General features: G+C 40.0%; 18 protein-coding genes and 1 pseudogene. 1 reads left to right on the top strand and 18 read right to left on the bottom strand.

Annotation, left to right across the window (positions count from 1 at the left end; translation table 11 throughout):
• Window positions 1-54 precede the first annotated feature (54 nt).
• From MKY17_RS09455 to MKY17_RS09380, 16 genes and pseudogenes are all read right to left on the bottom strand, one after another.
• Window positions 55-1239, bottom strand: a complete 1185-nt coding sequence (locus MKY17_RS09455) for an acetyl-CoA C-acetyltransferase (RefSeq protein WP_098372759.1) — start codon at window positions 1237-1239, stop codon at window positions 55-57.
• 233 nt (window positions 1240-1472) lie between these two features.
• Window positions 1473-1676 (bottom strand): acetyl-CoA hydrolase/transferase C-terminal domain-containing protein, encoded by a 204-nt coding sequence (locus MKY17_RS09450; RefSeq protein ID WP_098372758.1) that lies wholly within the window; start codon window positions 1674-1676, stop codon window positions 1473-1475.
• Window positions 1677-2019: 343 nt separating this feature from the next.
• The gene (locus MKY17_RS09445; protein ID WP_098372757.1) at window positions 2020-2868 is read right to left on the bottom strand and encodes a 3-hydroxybutyryl-CoA dehydrogenase; all 849 of its coding nucleotides are present in this window, start codon (window positions 2866-2868) and stop codon (window positions 2020-2022) included.
• Window positions 2869-2965: 97 nt separating this feature from the next.
• Window positions 2966-4000 carry a methylmalonyl Co-A mutase-associated GTPase MeaB gene (gene meaB / locus MKY17_RS09440; RefSeq protein WP_098372756.1) on the bottom strand — a complete coding sequence of 345 codons (1035 nt, stop codon included), beginning with the start codon at window positions 3998-4000 and terminating at the stop codon, window positions 2966-2968.
• Complete coding sequence (scpA, locus tag MKY17_RS09435) at window positions 4001-6181, bottom strand: methylmalonyl-CoA mutase (protein ID WP_098372755.1); 2181 nt, start codon at window positions 6179-6181, stop codon at window positions 4001-4003.
• Window positions 6178-8274: a methylmalonyl-CoA mutase family protein gene (locus MKY17_RS09430; RefSeq protein WP_098372754.1), complete on the bottom strand. Its 2097-nt coding sequence runs from the start codon at window positions 8272-8274 to the stop codon at window positions 6178-6180. The genes scpA and MKY17_RS09430 overlap by 4 nt, the downstream gene beginning before the upstream one ends.
• 142 nt (window positions 8275-8416) lie before the next feature.
• Entirely contained in the window at window positions 8417-9967 is a 1551-nt protein-coding gene (locus MKY17_RS09425) for an acyl-CoA carboxylase subunit beta (RefSeq protein ID WP_098372753.1), read from the bottom strand.
• A gap of 39 nt (window positions 9968-10006) precedes the next feature.
• The gene (accB, locus tag MKY17_RS09420) at window positions 10007-10498 is read right to left on the bottom strand and encodes an acetyl-CoA carboxylase biotin carboxyl carrier protein (RefSeq protein WP_098372752.1); all 492 of its coding nucleotides are present in this window, start codon (window positions 10496-10498) and stop codon (window positions 10007-10009) included.
• Window positions 10499-10520: 22 nt separating this feature from the next.
• Window positions 10521-10679: a hypothetical protein gene (locus tag MKY17_RS09415; RefSeq protein WP_179891143.1), complete on the bottom strand. Its 159-nt coding sequence runs from the start codon at window positions 10677-10679 to the stop codon at window positions 10521-10523.
• 23 nt (window positions 10680-10702) lie between these two features.
• Window positions 10703-12058, bottom strand: a complete 1356-nt coding sequence (accC, locus tag MKY17_RS09410; protein WP_098372751.1) for an acetyl-CoA carboxylase biotin carboxylase subunit — start codon at window positions 12056-12058, stop codon at window positions 10703-10705.
• Window positions 12059-12176: 118 nt separating this feature from the next.
• Window positions 12177-12378 (bottom strand): annotated as a pseudogene (locus MKY17_RS09405) (FAD-binding protein); the annotation flags it as partial.
• Window positions 12330-12479 (bottom strand): hypothetical protein, encoded by a 150-nt coding sequence (locus MKY17_RS09400; protein WP_339201741.1) that lies wholly within the window; start codon window positions 12477-12479, stop codon window positions 12330-12332. The pseudogene MKY17_RS09405 and the gene MKY17_RS09400, both read right to left, overlap by 49 nt.
• A 58-nt stretch (window positions 12480-12537) precedes the next feature.
• Window positions 12538-13680: an acyl-CoA dehydrogenase gene (locus MKY17_RS09395; protein WP_098372750.1), complete on the bottom strand. Its 1143-nt coding sequence runs from the start codon at window positions 13678-13680 to the stop codon at window positions 12538-12540.
• 139 nt (window positions 13681-13819) lie between these two features.
• A complete protein-coding gene (locus MKY17_RS09390; protein ID WP_098372749.1) occupies window positions 13820-14602 on the bottom strand; it encodes an SDR family oxidoreductase in 783 nt (260 codons plus the stop codon).
• A gap of 218 nt (window positions 14603-14820) precedes the next feature.
• Window positions 14821-15297: a 2,4'-dihydroxyacetophenone dioxygenase family protein gene (locus MKY17_RS09385; protein ID WP_057213822.1), complete on the bottom strand. Its 477-nt coding sequence runs from the start codon at window positions 15295-15297 to the stop codon at window positions 14821-14823.
• A 188-nt stretch (window positions 15298-15485) separates the two neighbouring features.
• Window positions 15486-16274 carry an SDR family NAD(P)-dependent oxidoreductase gene (locus MKY17_RS09380; protein ID WP_098372748.1) on the bottom strand — a complete coding sequence of 263 codons (789 nt, stop codon included), beginning with the start codon at window positions 16272-16274 and terminating at the stop codon, window positions 15486-15488.
• Between the two features lie 143 nt (window positions 16275-16417).
• Between MKY17_RS09380 and MKY17_RS09375 the strand changes: the two genes are divergently transcribed.
• A complete protein-coding gene (locus MKY17_RS09375) occupies window positions 16418-17323 on the top strand; it encodes a LysR family transcriptional regulator (RefSeq protein ID WP_057213827.1) in 906 nt (301 codons plus the stop codon).
• 93 nt (window positions 17324-17416) lie between these two features.
• Here MKY17_RS09375 and MKY17_RS09370 read toward each other — a convergent pair whose 3' ends face one another.
• Together MKY17_RS09370 and MKY17_RS09365 are read right to left on the bottom strand one after the other, a co-directional pair.
• On the bottom strand, window positions 17417-18097 hold the full coding sequence (locus tag MKY17_RS09370) for a 3-oxoacid CoA-transferase subunit B (protein WP_098372747.1): 681 nt from the start codon (window positions 18095-18097) through the stop codon (window positions 17417-17419).
• Between the two features lie 63 nt (window positions 18098-18160).
• A complete protein-coding gene (locus tag MKY17_RS09365) occupies window positions 18161-18883 on the bottom strand; it encodes a CoA transferase subunit A (protein ID WP_098372746.1) in 723 nt (240 codons plus the stop codon).
• Window positions 18884-19208 lie beyond the last annotated feature (325 nt).

Here is a 19208-nt window from a genome sequence, read left to right as displayed (position 1 = left end):
CGGTAGCTGTAAACTCTTCATAACCATCACCTCGTTTTCTTTTTATACACATGTTCAAAGAGCCTCAATGATTACTGAGATTCCTTGTCCTCCTCCAATACAGAGGGAGGCTAGTCCATACTTCTTTCCTCGATTCTTTAACTCTAGGGCCAATGAATATATAATTCTAGCTCCACTAGCCCCAACTGGATGACCTAATGCGATTGCTCCACCATTGACGTTAACTTTTTCCCTTTTCAAACCAAGCTCTCTCTCTACTGCAAGATACTGGGCAGAGAATGCTTCATTGATTTCGAACAAATCGATATCTTCAATATTGAGTCCTACTTTCCGTAAAGCTAATTGACTAGCAGGAACTGGTCCAATGCCCATAATATTTGGGTCTACCCCTGCAATCCCCCAGGATATAATTCTTGCCAATGGCTTCACATTGTGATTGGTTTGAAGGAAGGATTCACTTCCAAGTATTAAGGCAGCTGCCCCATCATTAATACCACTGGCATTACCTGCCGTTACGGTCCCATCCTTTTTAAAGGTTGGTTTCAGTTTCGCTAATCCTTCCATTGAAGTATTATGGCGAATATGTTCATCTTCCAAAATGGTTATTTCCTTTCCTTTTTTGGTGAATATCGTGACAGGGGAAATCTCTTGTTGAAATCTCCCCGTCAGTTGGGCATTTGCTGATTTTTGGTGTGATTGGACAGCCAAACTATCTTGATCGTCTCGGGTTAGTTCATATTTTTCAGCAAGAGTTTCCGCTGTTGCTCCCATCCCGCACCCTATATATTCATCGCTCAAAGTCGCCCAAAGCATGTCGTCCATTTGTGGAGACTGTAAACCCGTACCAAAGCGGACATCTCGTAATACGTGAGGAGATTGGCTCATATTTTCGGTTCCCAAGGCTAGAGCGACTTCAGCATCCTTTAAAATGATCGACTGAGCTGCCGATACGACCGCTTGCAATCCAGAACCGCATAAACGATTGAGAGTTAAAGCGGGGCTCTCGATTGGAATCCCAGCTTTCAAAGCAATATGCCTGGATAGGTAGGAGGCATTTTTCGAAGTATGTATCACATTCCCTGCAAAAACATGCTCAACCTCTTCAACTGAAATATTACTTTTTTCAATGGCTCCTTTACTTGCGATCACTCCAAGATCGATGGCAGAAACATCCTTTAATACCCCTCCAAAACTTCCGAATGGCGTCCTAGCTCCACCTAAAATGTAAACATTACTCATAATTCATTCTCCTTTATTGAAGGTTGTTTGATTCGATTTAATGGATGGAAAACATCTTTTCCATTTCTTTATTTCACCCTCTAATTTTATACCGTTATTAGGTACATGATATTAATTAACGGTATATGTCAAGGTATTATATTTTACCTTTGTGAATAAATGTAAAAATAAGTGATACATAAGTACAATTTGATTGCGAACCCATTCCTTAAAAAAAGGATAACTTCTTAATTCTATTTGGTTATAAACATTTTGTGATTTTTCCATTGCTCCTCTAATTGATCACGAATGTCTAGATGGTCTATAGAAATTAATTCTTTTGCCCGATCTTTTAATGACTTACCGAAAAGACAAGCAATTCCATATTCAGTAACAACGTAGTCAATCTCAGACTTTAAGGATGTAACCTTAATCGCAGTTTCCTTTTTCCATTGCACTTTTTAACCCTGAAGTGGATAAAAATGTAATGATTTGAAAATAGGGCACTGCATACAATAAAGGGCATCCTGCTACATTTATGTATAAAGCAGAACCTTTTAAACGTTCTTTCTGATTGACCAATTCTTCTACTAAAGTTTGTGATTCGTTACAATATCCGGAAAAAAATATTTTGATTTGGTCGAATCCTACTTATGGCATCACTAACTGAATGCGTACGAGAACGATATAATATCTCCCAATGGTTCATTATTTTCACCCTGCTTTTTTTTTGTACCCATTAACAAACATATGAAATGCTTGATTTAGAAACTTATTTTTATAATCAGATAAATTACTAATCTATTGATAACTATAAAAGCCTATTCCACTCTTTTTCCCAAGATGTCCTGCCCTTACTAATTTCTTAAGTAACGGGCATGGCCGATACTTGGAATCTGCCGTTTCGGAATATAAAGTTTCAATGACGTATAACAACGTATCAAGTCCGATTAGATCTGCTAATGCTAAAGGACCAATTGGATGATTTGCTCCTAACATCATTGCTTGATCAATGTCCTCAGCACTAGCAGTTCCTTCGTACCGAAGAAAGATTGCCTCATTAAGCATTGATGCTAATATACGATTCACTACAAATAGAGGGGCGTCATTAACCAAAATACTCTTTTTTCCTATACGATCAACCAAATTACTGATCAACTGAATAGATTCCTCCGAAGTACGCGATCCTTTAATAATTTCTACTAACTCCATCACAAGGACTGGATTGAAAAAGTGCAGTCCTATAACCTTATCGGGTCTGTTCGTAGAGCCTGCAATTTCCGTAATACTTAAACCAGAAGTATTTGATGCTAAAACTGTAAATTCTTTACATATTGAATCAAGGCGTTTGTATATTTCCTTTTTCACTTCCATTTTTTCTATAATTGCCTCAATAACAACGTCAACTTCTGACAAGTCATGCAAGTTCACTGTGCCATGAATTCGCGATAATATCTCCTGAGCCTCTTTCTCTTCCATTTTTCCTTTAGTGACCTTACTGTGGAGATTTTTTTTTATTGCATCTAGTCCTACTTGTACATATTTTTCATCGATATCCTGAAGTATGACTTGATAACCGGCCTCAGCAGCTACCTGAGCAATCCCATTCCCCATTGTTCCAGCTCCAACTACTCCTATCGTTTTTACCATGAACAATTCCCCCTTTCTATACTTTCTTGTGTTCAATATGGCTTATTAGGCTATACCCGGTATCCCTTTCTTTTCTTAATGAAAAACCTTCATTATCCTATCCATTTTCATCATAAATGTTGAATAATTGTTGGACTGCGAGTGTTGGGGAAGTATGGCCGCTAAGAAGTAATCCTTCCATTTTAGTAATGTTTTTTTTCATCGATGGATTACCATAAAATCTCGCCTTTAATTGGTCCTCTATCATAGAATGAACCCAGTCAATCATTTGTTCTTTTCTTCTTTTTCCAAAGAAGCCATTCCTACTGGTAACTTGTTTATATTTCTGAATGACCTTCCAAATGTTAGATACGCCTTCACCCGTTATGGCAGACACAGTAAATGCTTTTGATTCCCAACCCTCGGTGATTGGCTGTAAGAAATGAAGGAGGCGATTGTATTCCACCTTTGCATTCATGGCAGCTTGTTTGTTTAAGCCATCCGCCTTATTAATGAAAATGGCATCAGCTAATTCCATCACCCCTTTTTTCATTCCTTGTAGATCATCCCCTGCACCAGTCAGCATAATAACTAGAAAAAAATCCACCATGGACCGGACGGTTATTTCACTTTGGCCGACTCCAACGGTTTCCACGATTATTACGTCATACCCTGCTGCCTCACAAATAAGAAGGGTTTCACGGCTTTTTCTAGTAACCCCTCCTAACATCCCACTTGACGGTGACGGTCGAACATATGCATGTGGGTGGCGAGAAAGATGTTCCATTCGTGTTTTGTCACCTAGAATACTCCCTCTAGATACACTGCTAGTTGGGTCAACGGCTAAAACCGCTACACGGTGATTTTGCTCACAGAGCATCATACCAAAGGATTCAATTAACGTGCTCTTACCAGCCCCAGGAACGCCTGTAAACCCGATTCGAATTGATTTTCCTGTATACGGAATCAGTTCTTTCAGCACTTTTTGTGCCATTTCCATGTGTTTGGGTAAATTGCTTTCAACTAAGGAGATTGCTTGAGCAATAATTGCACGATTACCATTCATCACACCCTGCACATAATCATCAACCGTAAGGTGTCTTCGTCTTGGCGATAAGAGTTGCTTGGATTGAATGCTTTCTTTTTCTGTCATTTAAGTAACCAATCCGAGACGACGATTTAATTCTTTTATCACCTGTTGTGCGGCAATCGGGATAACCGTTCCTGGTCCAAATATGGCAGCTGCTCCTTTTTCTATTAAGTAACTGTAATCTTGAGCAGGAATAACACCGCCAATCACGACAGCAATATCTTCACGGCCTAAACGCTTCAGCTCTTCCACGACTTGAGGAAGTAATGTTTTATGACCAGCAGCAAGAGAGCTCATCCCTAGAACATGTACATCATTTTCCACGGCCTGTAAGGCTGCTTCCTCTGGGGTTTGGAATAAGGGACCAATATCAACATCAAAACCAAGGTCTGCAAATGCAGTCGAAATCACTTTAGCTCCACGGTCATGTCCGTCTTGTCCCATCTTTGCAATCATAATTCGAGGGCGTCGGCCTTCATTCTCTTCAAATTGATCGGACATTTCACGGACAATTTTCACTTGTTCCTCTTCCCCAAACTCTGCACTGTACACTCCGCTAATCGAACGAATAACTGCTTTATGTCTCCCTACTACTTGTTCGTATGCATTCGAAATTTCTCCTAGGCTCGCTCTAGCGCGAGCTGCATTTACCGCTAGCTCTAAGAGGTTTCCTTCTCCAGTTTCAGCCGCTTTTGTAATCGCTTGAAGTGCTGCTTCTACCTTTGCTTTATCTCTTTCTGCCCGGAGCTGCTCTAAGCGGCGAATTTGCGCTTCACGGACAGCAGTATTATCAATATCTAATATCTCAAGCGGATCCTCTTTTTCTAAACGGTATTTATTCACTCCAATGATCGATTCTTTACCAGAATCAATATGCGCTTGTCTTCTAGCAGCCGCTTCTTCAATTCTCATCTTTGGCAGGCCTGTTTCAATGGCTTTGGCCATTCCGCCAAGTGCTTCGATTTCTTCAATATGTTCCCAGGCTTTTTCAAGTAATTCAGCCGTAAGTGACTCCACGTAATAGGAGCCGCCCCATGGGTCTAAGACGTTGGTTATCCCCGTTTCATCCTGAAGGTATAATTGGGTATTTCGAGCTATTCGGGCAGAAAAATCGGTCGGTAAGGCAATCGCCTCATCCAGTGCGTTCGTATGCAGGGATTGTGTATGACCAAGAGCAGCAGCCATCGCTTCAATACAGGTGCGTGTCACATTATTAAATGGATCTTGCTCTGTCAGACTCCATCCAGAAGTTTGTGAATGGGTTCGAAGGGCTAGCGACTTTTCATTTTTAGGATTAAAACGTTTCATTAATTTTGCCCAAATTAATCGTGCAGCTCGCATTTTAGCCACTTCCATATAGTAATTCATTCCGATTGCCCAGAAGAAGGAAAGACGTGGAGCAAATCGATCAATATTAATCCCTGCTTTTAAACCCGTTTTGACATACTCTAATCCATCTGCAAGGGTATAGCCCAACTCTATATCGGCCGTAGCCCCCGCTTCTTGCATATGATAACCGGAGATGCTAATGGAATTAAATTTCGGCATATGCTGGGACGTGTATTCAAAGATATCTGCTATAATTTTCATTGACGGTTCTGGAGGATAAATGTACGTATTACGAACCATATATTCTTTTAAAATATCATTTTGAATGGTTCCAGAAAGCTTCTCTTGGGGAACTCCTTGTTCTTCAGCTGCCACGATGTAAAAAGCCATGATTGGCAGGACAGCTCCGTTCATCGTCATTGAAACAGACATTTGGTCTAATGGGATTCCATCAAATAAGACCTTCATGTCTAGAATGGAATCAACGGCAACGCCGGCTTTTCCCACATCGCCTACGACTCTAGGATGATCTGAATCATACCCACGATGTGTAGCTAAATCAAAGGCGATCGAAAGCCCTTTTTGTCCTGCAGCTAAGTTTCTGCGGTAAAACGCATTACTTTCTTCCGCCGTAGAAAAGCCAGCATATTGACGAACCGTCCAAGGTTGTGATTTATACATAGCTGGGTAGGGACCTCGAAAGAATGGTGCGATTCCCGCCACATAATCTAAATGATTCATTCCTATTGTGTCCATATTTGTGTAAAGAGACTTTACATCAATTTTTTCATAAGTCGGAACGGCTAAATTATCAAAAGACATTCCAGAAAGTTTCTCAGCATGTTTACTCCACTTGCTAAATTCTCCTTCTATTTCATCTGTATATGCTATTTGGGTAAAATCTGGTTTTGTCATGAAACAGCCACTCCTTTCTCCTGTAGAAGTTGACTTAATACGTCATAGCAATTTGAGCCAACATGAACAAATTCAGCTACTCCAGCCTCTTTAAATTTGATTTCATCTACTTCGCTAGGCTTTCCTGCTAATAATACGGTTATTTGTGCATCTGTTTTTTTAATAGACATTGCAAGTGGAATGGCAGCTTGTTGATAGTCTTCATCTTTTCCACAAATGATTACAAAATCTGCCATGGACGCAACGACTGCCTCGGCAGCTTCTTTTATAGAACCAAATCCATTGTTTTGAATAACATCGAAACCGCCTACTTCAAAAAATCCTGCAGCAAAATCTGCTCGCACTTTATGATCTGAAATAGGTCCTAAGTTTGCTAGAAATATAATCGGTCGATTTCCAGTTTTCTGTGCCATTTCATCAATGGATTGACGAAGTTCTTCAAACTGAAGTGCACCTCTGGTTGGCTTGATTGCTTTAACACAAACCGCAGCTTCTGACTTCCTACCTGTTGCTTTGGCTATTTCACCTAACGATGCACCTTGTTTTGCTGCTTGGATCGCGGTCTCTGTTTTATTTGAGATTACGGCTAAACTTCCTACCGATATATGTGCTCGGCCTACAACTTGATTAATATGATCATTAATTTGGGGCGTTTCATTTAACGCTATCCAATCTACCCCTTTTTCTGCCAAATTCACATACATATTGGTACCAACGAATATATCTTTTCGGTGAGCGATGCTCCTCACTCGCTTTGAAGCTGTTTGTTGAACCATATTTTGCGGTAATTCTTTTATTAATGACTGGAAAATACCACCTTTTCGCTCTGTTTCCTGGAAAAGTTCCCATGCCTTTTTGGCAACCTCATTTGTCAGTACTTCTACGTACCAAGAGCCACCGGCTGGATCGATTGTCCTCGCAATATGAGCTTCTTCTTTTAAAATAATGGAGGCATTCCGTGCAATTCGTCGTGAAAAAGCGGTAGACTTTTGAATCGCTTCATCAAAGCAACTAACATGAATGCTGTCAGCTCCACCGACTGCTGCAGAAAATGCTTCTGTTGTAGCACGCAGCATATTCACATAGGGATCAAAAACAGTTTTTGTCCATGCAGATGTTCGTGCATGCATCGTCATCTTCTGGGCTTCTTCATTCCCACCAAACGTTTCTACAATTCTGGCCCAAAGAGTTCTTGCGGCTCGAAGTTTGGCAATTTCCATAAAATAACCGGTACCGATTGAGAACGAAAAACGGATACTCCTGGCGGCTTTATTTATATCAATTCCTTGGGAAGTTAGTGCTTGTAAATATTCGACACCTGTTGATAAGGAAAAAGCTAATTCTTCAACCGCACTACTTCCACCGTCATGATAGACACTTCCATGGATTAGAACTGTTTGTAAATGGGGGGTATTCTCATTTGCCCATTTTGTTATGTCCGCCATCAATGCATAACAATCTTCCAACTCGTAAGCCAATGTTCCATTTGCTACCAGTTCCGCGAGTGGATCCATTCCTATACACCCATGTAATTCCTCCACTTGTCGTCCGGACTGTTCTAGATGAGCGATAATCAAAGCAAGGATTGGCAATGAATTTGCCCCAGCACCTACGTGAATAGGAACATTACCAAAGTCAATATCTTTTAGTGCATCGGCTACATCAGATACCCCTGAAATCGATAGTCCTGCTTTCCCTACTTCTGCAGTAGCTTCACTCGCATTTATTCCACGTTTCGTTGGTGTATCAAGGACAATATTTAATGAGGTTTGCCCCTTGCTAAGGTCATGCCGTGCTACTTTATTAAAAGAAGTTGGTATTCCAACATTGATTTCCTGATTGATTTCCCATCCATTTATAAGCTTTTTAGTGCCGCGAGTAAAAGGAGCCATACCTGGCAAAGAGTGCAGAAAAGGAAGATTGGCGGCATCCTCCTTTCGATACATCGGCTGAAGTAAAATTCCTTCATATGTTTCTGTAATAAGACTTTTTTCAAAAGAAGCTCCTTTTAAAGATTTTTCTGTTAGGTCACGCCACTGCTCATAACTTGGGATCTCAAACTCTGAAAATTGATGTACTATTTTTTTATCCATTTTAAGTTGCGTTCAGCATCAATCCCCATGCTATCGCTCTCTCCCTTCTATATCATTTTACGGTGAGCGTTTTTTTCATTTGTCGTCTTCACACGTTTTTCTTCTATTAATATAGGTAGTTCATAAACTAATAAGAAAAGGTTTATAAAGGGATATTTCCATGCCTTTTCTTAGGTAATGCTTTCTTCTTGTTTTTTAGCATTTCCAATGCACTAGCGATACATTTTCTCGTATCCCTCGGGTCAATTACATCATCAACAATGCCATTAGCTGATGCAACGTAAGGATTGGCAAACCGTTCGCGGTATTCGTTGATTTTTTCTTGCTTAAAGGCCTCCGGATCTGCACTTTCACTAATCTCTTTTGCAAAAATGATATTGGCCGCACCAGCTGGTCCCATAACCGCAATTTCTGCATTAGGCCAAGCAAATACTAAGTCTGCCCCGATTGCTTTACTGTTTAAAGCAACGTAAGCCCCACCATATGCTTTTCGAAGGATCACGGTAATTTTGGGAACCATAGCTTCCGAATAGGCATATAAAATTTTCGCTCCATGCCGGATGATCCCTCCATGCTCTTGTTGGATTCCTGGGATAAAGCCACTCACATCTTCAAATGTAATTAATGGAATCTTAAAGCAATCACAGAATCGGATGAATCGAGCACATTTGTCAGATGAATCAATATCAAGACCACCTGCCATCATCTTCGGATTATTTGCGATAATACCGACTGTATCGCCGTTTATACGGCCAAAGCCAACGACAATATTTTTGGCAAATTTCGGCTGAACTTCCATAAAATTTTGATCATCGACAATTAAATGAATCACCTTACGCACATCATAAACCTTCGTTCCATCAATCGGGACAACATCAAGAAGTTCATCGATTCTTTCATCTAAAGGAATTTTATTTACTGGCTCTTTGTAAGGTGGATTTTCTTCATAGTTTGATGGCAAGTAGCCAATTAATCTCCTGACTTCGTTTAATACGTCTTCTTCTGTTGGTCCAGTAAAATGGGCATTTCCACTTATTGTGGAATGAACGGACGCACCACCTAAATCCTCACTATTAATCTTTGCTCCCGTTACCGACTCAATTACCTTTGGACCTGTGATAAACATTTGACTTGTTTTTTCTACCATGAAAACGAAATCTGTAATCGCAGGAGAATAAACAGCTCCCCCGGCACACGGTCCCATAATCACGGAAATTTGTGGAATTACGCCTGAATACATGGAGTTTCGGTAGAAAATGTGTCCATATCCGTCTAGTGATAAAACACCTTCTTGAATTCGTGCTCCACCTGAGTCATTTAACCCGATTATAGGTGCTCCATTTTCTGCTGCTAAATCCATGATTTTGGTAATCTTCGTCGCATGCATTTCGCCAAGGGCTCCCCCGAAAACAGTAAAATCTTGAGCAAAAAGGAAAATAAGGCACCCACCAACCTTACCGTATCCTGTAACAACCCCTTCTCCTGGAGCCTCCCCGGATCCATATTCAAGGCCGCGATTTTCTATGAATGGGTTTAATTCAACGAATGTCCCTTCATCCACTAATATTTCGATACGCTCTCTAGCAGTAAGCTTCCCGCGATCATGCTGGGCATCAATCCGTGCATAACCGCCACCCAGCTTCACTTTTTCCCGTTGTTCTTCCATGATCTCGATTTTATCGAACATATCCATGCTGTGAGTCCTCTCCTATCAGTGTTTAAATTTTATTGCTTATGCTGTTTTTACGAGGAACAAGGGCTGGCCATATTCAACAACCTGACCATTTTCCACAAAGATTTCAACAATTTCACCACTAACTTCCGCTTCAAGCTCATTCATAAGCTTCATGGCTTCCACAATACATACCACTGTGTCTTCTTTTATTTGATCCCCCACTCTTACATAGACATCAGAATCAGGTGATTGAGCCGAATAAAATGTTCCCACCATTGGGGAAGTAATTTTATGAACCGATGTGTCCTCAGTAATTGTCGATGGTGTTTGTATTTCTTCCTGCTTTTGAACGGGAGCGGCTTCCACTTTCACAGGTGCGACAGCAATAGTCGTTGGGACTTGTGTTTCTTCGATAAGCGCTACTTGTCCGACATTCATCTGTTTACAAATCGTTATTTGCTGATCATTTTCACCTTTAATCGTTAATTCTCCAATTGAAGAACGGTCCACTGCTCGAATTAATTCTTTAATGTCATTCATTTTAAACATGAGGAAACACTCCTTCTATAATTTAATTTCTGTTATTTTTTTTACTCATTTCAGATTTCTTAGGATCTATGAAATCTCCACCCATAGGTTCAGTACCGATTATCCGGTCATTCTCATCAACAATTACAAAAATCTTTTTTCCTCCATTACCTCTTCTCTTTTCTAAATAATCTAGTGCCACCGAATACTTCAAATCACCACTAGTTACTTAGTGGAAACCGTTAAATCATTCATTTCTAAAAATTTCGTGTTAAAATTACCAGCTTTAAAATCCGGATGTTCTAATAAACGAAGGTGGAAAGCGATTGTTGTATCAATTCCTTCAATGACGAACTCGCTTAAGGCTCGCTTCATCCTTGCCATTGCTTCTTCACGATTTTTTCCATGTACGATTAATTTCGCAATCATCGAATCATAAAATGGTGAGATCGTATATTCTGGATAAACTGCGCTATCGACTCGGATTCCAAATCCACCTGGAGGTAGGTATAATCCAATTTTCCCAGGGGATGGCATAAAGTTTTTATCAGGATTTTCTGCATTAATCCGGCATTCGATCGCCCAACCATTGATATGAATATCTTCTTGTTTGACAGATAGCCTATGACCTGAGGCAACAAGTAATTGTTCTTTGATTAAGTCTACCCCTGTTATAAGTTCTGTAACTGGGTGTTCAACTTGAATACGGGTATTCATTTCCATAAAGTAAAAATTTTTATGTTTATCTAGTAAAAATTCAATCGTACCTGCCCCTGAATATTGTACGGCCTTCGCGGCTTTTAATGCCGCCTCTCCCATTTTCGTTCTTAGTTCTTCATCAAGTGCAGGGGATGGCGCTTCTTCAATTAGCTTTTGATGGCGTCTCTGGATTGAGCAATCACGTTCCCCTAAGTGCACGACATTGCCAAAGGAATCACCCATAATTTGGATTTCAATGTGTCGAGGCTCTTCAATGTACTTTTCTAAATAAACACCTGCATTACCAAAAGCTGTAGCTGCTTCTTGCTGCGCCATTGAAATCGCATTTTTTAACTCTTCCTCGCATTCAGCAACCCGCATCCCTTTTCCACCACCACCAGCAGTGGCTTTAACAATAACGGGATACCCGATACTTCTTGCTATAAACACAGCTTCCTCAATATCTTCAATAATCCCATCCGTACCTGGAACAATTGGTACGCCAGCGGCTTCCATCGTTTCTCTCGCTACCGCTTTCGCCCCCATCTTACTGATTGCCTCAGGTGATGGTCCAATAAAAATGATATCGTTTTCAATACATATATTAGCGAATTCTGCACTTTCTGCTAAAAATCCATAGCCAGGATGGATAGCATCTGCATGTGATACTTGAGCAACAATTAATAAATTGGTCATATTCAAGTAGCTCTTAGATGATAGGTGTGGTCCAATGCAATAGGCTTCATCTGCTAGTCGTACATGCAGAGCTTCACGGTCTGCTTCAGAATATACAGCGACCGTAGATATCCCCATTTCCTTACACGCCCTAATCACACGGACAGCAATTTCTCCTCGATTAGCAATAAGAACCTTTTTAAACATATAGGATTTCCTTTCCAAAAGTTTATTATTGTCTATCAATCACTCCATTGATAGCAGATTTATTGAGAAGAGATGCACTTATTAATCAGGAGTAATACATGTTCTATCCCGGATTTTTTTAAGAATTTACTAGTACTTTTTTAATTTCTTTCGTTAGAGGCGGGATCACCTCAAACAAATCCCCCACAATACCGGAGTCCGCTACTTGGAAGATAGGGGGCTTCCGGATCTTTGTTCATCGCAACGACAACTTTAGAGTTAGACACCCCGGCTAAATGCTGAATGGCACCTGAAATTCCGCAAGCAATGTACAAATCAGGGTTTCACCTAGCACATCGGCCAATTCTTTTATTTTTCCTTTTTCCACTGCCATGCTGTAAGGCTCTAATTCATGCCCAAGCAAATCTTTCACGTTTGACAAGCCCATTCGCCTCTTTTTAATAGATTACATTCCTGTTTTCATTAATTTTGAGTTTTTTCTATGCTTTAAGCAGATTTCCGGCAATAACAAGACGCTGAATCTCTTGCGTACCTTCATAGATTTGGGTGATTTTAGCATCTCTCATATACCGTTCTACCGGATATTCCCTTGTGTATCCATATCCGCCAAATACTTGAACAGCCTCCACCGCTACCTCCATGGCGGTGTCTCCAGCAAATAGTTTGGACATTGCAGATTGAAGTCCGTAAGGAATTCCTTGTTCCTCACGCCATGCTGCCTGATACGTCAATAAACGGGCAGCTTCGATTTTTGTGGCCATATCGGCTAATTTGAATTGAATAGCTTGAAGTGAGCTAATAGGTCTGCCAAATTGGACGCGATCCTTTGCAAATGCTACAGCATTATCAAATGCTCCTTGAGCTATTCCAACAGCTTGGGAAGCGATTCCGTTCCGACCGCCGTCGAGAGTCATCATGGCAATCTGGAACCCTTCACCAACTTGGCCCAAAAGATTGTCCTTTGGAACGCGGCAGTCCTCAAAAATGACCTCTGTCGTGGCGGAAGAGCGAATGCCCAGCTTTTTTTCCTTCTTTCCTACCGAGAAACCTGGGAAGCCCTTTTCCACAATAAACGCAGAAATGCCTTTATGCTTTAGTGCCGAGTTGGTCTGTGCGAAAACGATATAGGTGTCGGCATAGCCTCCGTTGGTGATAAAAATCTTCGATCCGTTCAAGACCCATTCATCTCCGTCTAGAACGGCTGTTGTTCTCATTCCACTGGCATCAGATCCGGATCCAGATTCCGTCAAGCAATACGCACCCATGTTTTTTCCTTCCGCCATGGCCCGCAAATATTTTTGCTTTTGATGTTCCGTTCCAAACTTGAAAACCGGCCATCCGGCTAACGATGTATGTGCGGAAAGCGTGGTCCCAATTGAAGCGTCCACCCGTGACAATTCCTCCACCGTGATCACATAACTCAAGTAATCGGCACCTGCACCTCCGTACTCTTCTGGCCAAGGAATGCCGCATAAACCAAGTTCCGCCATCTTGTGCCAAATCTTGATATCAAAGCATTCCTCTTCATCACGTTGACCAGCAGTAGGTTCACATTCGTTTAGAGCAAACTCTCGCACCATTTTTTGCATCATTTGATGTTCCTTAGATAATAAAAAATTCATCATTAGTCCCCTTTTTTGATTTTGTTATTCCAAACAAAATATCTTCTGAAAAACTATGTAAGCTATTTGCCATCGTAAATCTATAAAGATAATACTTTTAAAAACTCCAACCCTTTCAAGGATAGAACTTTAATGCTATTTACACTTTTTGTTCGATAAGCTTTCGGGTATAGATGGTTACCCATTTCCTTGGCAGCAATCCCACAGATTTAGCCATGAGCTTATTTTTAAAGCCTGGAATAATCACCGTTTTATTCTTCATTAACCCTTCAAATCCGCACTTGGCAACAGCTTGCGGTTCAATTAAGTTCTTAATGAAAATTTTTGTTCTTGTTGAGGCCAAGCCTTGCGTGAGCGGCGTTTTGGTAGAAGGGGGACATAATACAGAAGCTTGAACTCCGGTTCCTTTAAGTTCTTCCGCAATTGCTTCCGTAAAGAATAAGACGTAAGATTTGCTGGCCCCATACATCGACATCCGTGGAGTTGGCTGAAAGGCCGCTGTTGAAGCCACGTTTAAAATTTTACCTTGCTTTCGTTTCACCATGTCATCCGCAATAAGTCTAGTTAAATACGTGAGCGAAATCATGTTGAGCTGCAGGTATTCCATTTCTTTTTGAATATCCAATTCCGTCATCAACCCTAATCCGCCAGCTCCAGCATTATTAATCAATATATCGATGTCGATTCTTTCGCTTTTCAAGTATCGATGCAAGCTCTCTACCGTTGTATGGCTACTCAAATCGCCGGCAAAAGTATTCACTTGCACGCCATATTCCTTTTTTAGACTTTCGGCTTGTTGTTCCAACAACGCCGAATCTCTGGCAACTAATACCAAGTTATAACAATGCTCTGCAAAAACTTTTGTGAATTCATATCCGATCCCTTTTGTAGCACCAGTAATCAAAACCGTCTTTGCTGTCATTAATCATTATTCCTCCCAGCATTATTATCTTTTAAATTTGAATATTAAAAATTTTAAAAATATTATTATGTTAATGATTATACTTATAAGTTTTAATAAAATAAAATTAAAAATATTAATTTGTAAATTATTATAACTAATATTTAAAATGAAAAAGCCAAGAAAAAAGAGAAGCCTCTTCGTCATGTGGACGCCGGACTTCTCTTTTTTTCAAACTATCAAAATTTAGTCACATCAATAGGTTCAATTCCTTCAGCCGCGCAATGTTCATAGTATCTTTTCAGGAATGTTTCCCAATTGTCTCTGGCAAGAATTTCTCCTTCTTCACCTATATAGTCTAATGTTCCTTCTACAATATTGAAGGTGATAACATCTTCATCCCCTACAGCTGTCGGCGTATGTTTGGAGCCTGCAGGCTCATAAACCATGTCACCAGGTTTGGAGATCCAAGGCTCCTCGAGATATCTCCAAGTCCCTTGGACGGTATATACAATGACTGTTCCAGGATGGAAATGGGCCGGAAGCTGCATTTTCGCAGGAACAGATAATAAAGTAACCGTTTGTCCTGTAACAGGGTTGGCTTTAAGCAATTTAAATTTCGCATCTCCAAAATATGGAATCCAAGGCAATTCATCTACACTAACATTACCTGCATGAAATACTTCTACTTCTTTTACATCTTTTAAATTACCCACTTAAAATCCCCTCTTCCAATAAATTTTTATTAAATTCGCATATTGTTATCGCTTTCATCAGCAAGCAAATTAACTGGGTTCGAATTTATAATTTCAGTATATTCTTAATTTTCAGTTAAGTAAAATTGATATTTTTTAATTGCAATTAAGTATGATTAATTTACGCAACCACGTTATTTGGATGAAATTTACTTAGCCCCAAGTCCACCATCAAGAGTCAAAATTTGTCCAGTACAATAATCAGATGCTGCTGAAGCCAAGTAAAGGAGTGCACCTACCAAATCATTGTCACTGCCTAATCTTCTAACTGGAACTTGTGAGGCAATGAAAGGGCCTGCTTTGTGTACAAGTGTTCCCGGTATTTCTGGGTTATTCATTCCTGTAGTGAAAACTCCAGGAGCAATTGAATTTACATACACTCCATGTCGTCCCCACTTAACTGCCAGATCCTTCGTTAAAGTCATGACTGCACCCTTACTAGTTGTATATCCGACAGAATCTACAGCTTCCGGGTCAACACCTTTAAAACCGATACTAGAAGAAATGTTAATGATTTTACCGTATTCGTTATTAATCATATGTTTACCAACTGCCTGACACATCAAGAATGTTCCTGTCACATTTGTATCCAGCATAGCTTGCCATTGTTCTAAAGGCATATCCGTAGCAGGAGACTCAAAAACTGTTCCACTGCCGTTGACTAAAATTTTGATTTCCCCAAAATGAGAAACCGCTTTCTCCACACCTTGAACGACTGATTCCCGATCTGTGACATCCAATGATAGAGCAAGTGCCTGTCTTCCTAACGCCTCGATTTCTTTTACAACTGCTTCGCAAACTTCTAAACGCCGTGAACATACAACAACGTTTGCTCCGGCTTCTGCCAACGCCAGTGCCATTACACGCCCTAACCCGCTGCCGCCTCCGGTAACGATTGCTGTCTTACCATTTAAATCAAACAATTGGTTCAATGACATTCTAGTTCTCCTCCCGTTTTTAGAATATTCAAAGATTTTAAAATATTATTGATATTGATTATACTAATAAATTATAATTAAATAAAATTAAAGATTTTAATCTGTAAGTAAGTATTACTAATATTTAAAAAAGGAGAACAGTCATGAATATTGAACAATTACTATATATCGTAGAAGTCGCAAAATACAGTTCTCTGTCTATCGCAGCACAGAATCTACATGTGACTCAATCCAACATCAGCCAGTCCATAACCAACTTGGAAAAGGAGTTGGGGATTAAAGTTCTTAAGCGGTCACGGGGACACGGCGCTGTCCCAACCGATGAAGGAAGAATCATTCTGAAACTCGCCTATGAAGTACAAAAAAAACTTGAGGAAATAAAAGTGACTGCTAACTTATTGAATTCCACGGAAGTGGGGGAACTAAAAATTTCGTCATTACCTGGATTGATGACGTTCCTGGTAAAAGCGATAGCATCGTTTAGACATGATTATCCGCACGTAAATTTGGAGGTTTCCGATAAAAGTGGATCTGCTGTAATTGAAGATGTTCGACAGCACAAGACTGACATTGGACTGATTACGTATTCAAGTGATTTGAACATAAACATGGAAGGAATAGCTTTTGAAGCATTAATCGAAGGGAAGCAGAAAGTTTATGTTTCTAAGCATTCTCCCTTAGCCATCCTTGGTACTATAACTCCGCATGATATACTTGATCAAACTCTCGTGACATATAAGGGTGAATTTATGCAGTATTTTGTACAAGAATTCTTTCATAAATATAAGCCCTTGAAAATCTTATTTACATCAAATAATATGGATGGAGTTCTCCAAGCCGTCAATGAAAATTTGGCAATTACATTTGCTCCTGATTTCGTAATGAAAAACTATCCCCTTATCATTAATGGTGATATCGTTCCAATTGATTTGGTGTATCATCCGACTGTAAATATTTCTTTAGGATTAGTTCGATCAGAAAATAAACATTTGTCCACTTTTGCCAACAAATATATTCATTATTTAAAATCAGAAATTATTAAGAATTAAAAAAGAAAAAAAAGAGAAGGTTCTTCGTCTCAAGGTGGGCGAAAAAGCTTCTCTTATTACAAATCTATCTCTACCCTTAGCAGTGTAATCTCTTTACCTTGTAATAGAAGTCTTTTGGCGATCCCCTTTACCACATGTCAAATTGGTGCTGATCGTAAAGGAAGCCTCCGTCTTTTCTATCACTTCATCAAGTGAAACACCTTCTTGAGTTTCCACAAGAATCATTCCCTCGGGAGTAAAATCAAATACAGCCAAGTCAGTAATCAGTCGATTTACAACCTTTTGACCTGTCAATGGAAGGGAACAGCTTTTTTTGATTTTGGATTCATTGTACTTATTGGTGTGCTCCATTATGACCACAATTCTTTTGGCACCATGGACAAGATCCATCGCACCTCCCATCCCTTTGACCAATTTCCCCGGAATCATCCAATTTGCCAAGTCACCTTGTTCGGAAACCTCCATACCTCCCAAGATAGCCAGATCAATGTGTCCCCCACGAATCATGGCAAAGGACTCAGCACTGTCAAAGAAAGATCCACCGATTACCGCTGTAACCGTTTCTTTCCCTGCGTTAATAAGATCAGGATCTTCCATCCCTTCAACTGGATAAGGTCCGATGCCAAGCAACCCATTTTCGGATTGCAATAATACATGTAATTCTTTCGGTATTTCGTTCGCAAGTAAAGTAGGCATTCCAATTCCTAGATTCACATTCATCCCATTTTGAATCTCTTGAACCGCACGCTTAATGATTTTTGTCCTGGTATCCATACTGTTAATCCTCCTGAAAAATCGCATTGTAATTTTTGCGGTAAGTTACCCTTTAAAGGTAAGTTAAGTAGGTATGACGGTACGGCGTTCAATTCTTTTCACATAATTTTTTCCTTCCAATATGCTTTGAACATAGATCCCAGGTGTATGAATCTCATCCGGATCAAGAGCACCTACTTCAACCATTTGCTCCACTTCGGCAATCGTAATCCTGCCTGCCGTTGCTGCTAGTGGATTAAAATTGCGCGCTGTTTTCCGGTAAACAAGATTTCCTAACGGTTCACCTTTCCATGCCTTGACGAAGGCAAAATCCCCAACAATTCCTTCTTCAAGAATATGCGTTCTGCCATTAAATAATCGGTGCTCTTTGCCCTCTGCAATCGGTGTACCCACTCCAGTCGGCGTATAGAATCCAGGGATGCCAGCTCCTCCTGCCCGAATTCTTTCCGCCAGTGTACCCTGGGGAACAAGCTCTACTTCCAATTCTCTACTTAAAAATTGCTTTTCAAAGATCTTGTTCTCACCTACATAGCTTGCCACCATTTTCTTAATCTGTTTATTGGCAAGCAGTAAACCCAGTCCCCAATCATCCACCCCACAATTGTTACTGACAATCGTAAGGTCTTTTGTTCCCTTTTCTCGCAATGCTAGAATTAGATTCTCGGGAATTCCCGACAGACCAAACCCACCAACAATGATGGTTGCACCATCTTGAATATCTTGAATCGCTTCATAAAATGTTGTGTTTAACTTTCCTTGCCCAGCCAATATTTTCACTCCCTGCATTATTAACTTAATTAATAGAATTTTTTTATTATGATACCGACCATACTCATAAGTAATAATTAAATAAAATTAAATTTTTTAATCGGTAAGTAAGTATTCTTTATATACTACAAACTATAATCTTAAGTATAAGCTGTGTTAAACTTACCTGTTGATTTCCGCTCCAGGCACTTCGCTCCAATCAACATAGTTTGAAAAATCAACAATTATGTTTAACATAGCCTAAGAATAAATAAGGACCTCCGTAATAAAGAAGTTCCTTTTACAGTTCAAATCATTTACGAAACTAACTAATTTACTTAATCCTCCGCTTCAATATGATCAT

Source organism: Peribacillus sp. FSL P2-0133 (assembly GCF_037975445.1).
GTDB classification, from domain to species: domain Bacteria; phylum Bacillota; class Bacilli; order Bacillales; family DSM-1321; genus Peribacillus; species Peribacillus simplex_E.
Note: the sequence above shows the minus strand (reverse complement) of the source record. Positions and strands in the feature narration are given on the sequence as shown.

Excerpts from the sequence above, each read along its gene's own strand:
- MKY17_RS09455 (WP_098372759.1), bottom strand. The coding sequence starts at position 1,239 with ATGAGTAATGTTTACATTTTAGGTGGAGCTAGGACGCCATTCGGAAGT.
- MKY17_RS09445 (WP_098372757.1), bottom strand. The coding sequence starts at position 2,868 with ATGGTAAAAACGATAGGAGTAGTTGGAGCTGGAACAATGGGGAATGGG.
- meaB (WP_098372756.1), bottom strand. The coding sequence starts at position 4,000 with ATGACAGAAAAAGAAAGCATTCAATCCAAGCAACTCTTATCGCCAAGA.
- scpA (WP_098372755.1), bottom strand. The coding sequence starts at position 6,181 with ATGACAAAACCAGATTTTACCCAAATAGCATATACAGATGAAATAGAA.
- MKY17_RS09430 (WP_098372754.1), bottom strand. The coding sequence starts at position 8,274 with ATGGATAAAAAAATAGTACATCAATTTTCAGAGTTTGAGATCCCAAGT.
- MKY17_RS09425 (WP_098372753.1), bottom strand. The coding sequence starts at position 9,967 with ATGGATATGTTCGATAAAATCGAGATCATGGAAGAACAACGGGAAAAA.
- accB (WP_098372752.1), bottom strand. The coding sequence starts at position 10,498 with ATGTTTAAAATGAATGACATTAAAGAATTAATTCGAGCAGTGGACCGT.
- accC (WP_098372751.1), bottom strand. The coding sequence starts at position 12,058 with ATGTTTAAAAAGGTTCTTATTGCTAATCGAGGAGAAATTGCTGTCCGT.
- MKY17_RS09395 (WP_098372750.1), bottom strand. The coding sequence starts at position 13,680 with ATGAATTTTTTATTATCTAAGGAACATCAAATGATGCAAAAAATGGTG.
- MKY17_RS09390 (WP_098372749.1), bottom strand. The coding sequence starts at position 14,602 with ATGACAGCAAAGACGGTTTTGATTACTGGTGCTACAAAAGGGATCGGA.
- MKY17_RS09380 (WP_098372748.1), bottom strand. The coding sequence starts at position 16,274 with ATGTCATTGAACCAATTGTTTGATTTAAATGGTAAGACAGCAATCGTT.
- MKY17_RS09375 (WP_057213827.1), top strand. The coding sequence starts at position 16,418 with ATGAATATTGAACAATTACTATATATCGTAGAAGTCGCAAAATACAGT.
- MKY17_RS09370 (WP_098372747.1), bottom strand. The coding sequence starts at position 18,097 with ATGGATACCAGGACAAAAATCATTAAGCGTGCGGTTCAAGAGATTCAA.
- MKY17_RS09365 (WP_098372746.1), bottom strand. The coding sequence starts at position 18,883 with ATGCAGGGAGTGAAAATATTGGCTGGGCAAGGAAAGTTAAACACAACA.